Below are 2,260 nucleotides of genomic sequence, written 5' to 3'. Positions count from 1 at the left end.
CGACCGAGGAGCCCGGCGAGCCGCCGGTAGGCTTTGGCGCGGTCGGCGGCGTCACTCAGATCCAGCGACGACGACGCCAGCTTCTTCGCCGCAAGCGCGGCCGCTTGGGCGCGTTCAGATTCGGGATCGATTTCTTCGAGGGCGGCCTCGATGGTCTCCGCCGCGACGCCCTTGGTCCGCAGTTCGCGGCGCAGCGCGAGTCGGCCGCGACCGGAGTAGCGGCTGCGCGCGGCCACCCATTGCTGGGCGAAGTCGTCGTCGTCGAGTAGACCCGATGAGGTAAGCCGGGACAGCACCTCGTCGATAGTCGCGTCGTCGAATCCGCGGCGGGCGAGACGTTCGACGATTTCGGCACGAGACCGGGCCCGCACCCCCAGGAGCCGCAAGGCGACGTCCCAGGCACGCGGGCCCGTCTGCTCAGCCTCAGCCATCGGTCCGGCGACCGGCGGTGATCAGAAATCGACGGGCGCCGGGACCGGCGCGTCGAGGTCCTGCAGGTTCGGTCCGATGCCGAGCTTACTTTTGATCTTCAGCTCAATTTCGGCGGCGATGTCCGGGTTCTCCAGCAGGAACTTGCGGGCGTTCTCCTTGCCCTGGCCGAGTTGGTCGCCCTCGTAGGTGAACCACGAACCGGACTTACGGATGAAGCCTTCGGCGACGCCCATGTCGATGAGCGAGCCCTCGCGGCTGATGCCGTGGCCGTACAGGATGTCGAACTCGGCCTGCTTGAACGGCGGGGCGACCTTGTTCTTGACCACCTTGACGCGGGTGCGGTTGCCGACCGCGTCGGTGCCGTCCTTCAGCGTCTCGATGCGGCGCACATCGAGGCGGACCGAGGCGTAGAACTTCAGTGCCTTGCCGCCGGTCGTGGTCTCCGGCGAGCCGAACATGACGCCGATCTTCTCGCGCAGCTGGTTGATGAAGATCGCGGTGGTGTTCGACTGGCTCAGGCCGGAGGTCATCTTGCGCAGCGCCTGGCTCATCAGACGGGCTTGCAGCCCGACGTGGCTGTCGCCCATCTCTCCCTCAATTTCAGCCTTGGGCACCAGGGCCGCCACCGAGTCGATCACCAGGATGTCCAGGGCACCGGAACGGATCAGCATGTCGGCGATTTCCAGTGCCTGCTCACCGGTGTCCGGCTGAGAGACCAGCAGCGCGTCGACGTCGACGCCCAACTTGGCCGCGTACTCCGGGTCCAGCGCATGCTCGGCGTCGATGAACGCGGCAACGCCACCGTTAGCCTGCGCACTGGCTACCGCGTGCAGCGCCACCGTGGTCTTACCCGAGGACTCCGGGCCGTAGATTTCCACGACGCGGCCGCGGGGCAGCCCTCCCACGCCGAGAGCCACGTCGAGGGCGACCGAACCGGTCGGGATCACTTCCATCGGCGGACGGTTCTCCTCACCGAGGCGCATCACCGAACCCTTGCCGTAGTTCTTCTCGATCTGGGCGAGTGCGACGTCGAGCGCTTTCGCGCGATCGGTGGACTGTGCCATGGTGGTTCCTCGTTTCGTCTTTGTGCCGGCCATGCTCCGCACGGTAGCGGTGCCTTCCGACAAAACCATCCCGGTAATAATTAGACGCACCGACCCGGCGCGCGGTTCCATCTAAGAATCAGCGAACAGACGTTCGAATGCAAGTCGACACGCCGAATCGGCCAGCGACTACCAGCGCTGAGGAGGGACGTCGAAATCCGCGCAGAGGGCGCGCCAGACGACGCGCGGATCGACGCCGTCCTCGATCGCCTGCGCACCGGTACGACCACCCAGTTCTAAGATTCCATGATCCACGAGCATGGCGTCGGCCGTGCGCTGTCCGAACTCGATCTGCATGAGCTCGCTGAACTCGGTCACTCGCATGCGGCCTCCTCGACCACCCGGTGGACCAGGCGCACTGGATCGACGGTCTGCCGCAGCGTACCGGCTAGGCCTGCGGCCGCAGCGGCGTACGACCGGTCACTCAGGACTGTCGCGACCGCCTCGGCGACCCCGTCCCGCGTCACGGGCCGCACCACCGCTCCGGCGCCAGCCCGGCGCACCCGGCTTGCCAGCTCCCACTGGTCTCCCCCGCCCGGTACGACGACGACGGGTACTTGCGCCGACAGCGCCTTCGCGAGCAGGCCGTGGCCCCCGCCGCAGATCACCAGGTCGGCGTGGGCCAACACCAGGTCCTGGCGGCCGAGGCCGGTCACCATACCGGGCGGGCAGTCCGTGACGCCGGTGGGTGGTTCCAGGGATGAGTAGACGACGCGCACCGGAGC

4 protein-coding genes are annotated in these 2,260 nt (G+C 67.4%); all 4 read right to left on the bottom strand.

What is annotated here, in order from left to right; translation table 11 throughout:
* Nucleotides 1-431: regulatory protein RecX (locus WAW85_RS09835; RefSeq protein ID WP_422559434.1), on the bottom strand; the 431-nt coding region annotated here is incomplete at its 3' end.
* A gap of 21 nt (nucleotides 432-452) precedes the next feature.
* Entirely contained in the window at nucleotides 453-1,496 is a 1,044-nt protein-coding gene (gene recA / locus WAW85_RS09830) for a recombinase RecA (RefSeq protein WP_422559433.1), read from the bottom strand.
* Nucleotides 1,497-1,664: 168 nt separating this feature from the next.
* Nucleotides 1,665-1,859: a DUF3046 domain-containing protein gene (locus WAW85_RS09825; RefSeq protein WP_422559432.1), complete on the bottom strand. Its 195-nt coding sequence runs from the start codon at nucleotides 1,857-1,859 to the stop codon at nucleotides 1,665-1,667.
* Nucleotides 1,850-2,260, bottom strand: a 411-nt coding sequence (locus tag WAW85_RS09820; RefSeq protein WP_422559431.1) for a glycosyltransferase, incomplete at its 5' end; no start/stop codon positions are given. The genes WAW85_RS09820 and WAW85_RS09825, both read right to left, overlap by 10 nt.

The sequence above is a fragment of the Gordonia sp. (in: high G+C Gram-positive bacteria) genome (assembly GCF_049299075.1).
In the GTDB taxonomy this organism is placed as follows: domain Bacteria; phylum Actinomycetota; class Actinomycetes; order Mycobacteriales; family Mycobacteriaceae; genus Gordonia.
Note: the sequence above shows the minus strand (reverse complement) of the source record. Positions and strands in the feature narration are given on the sequence as shown.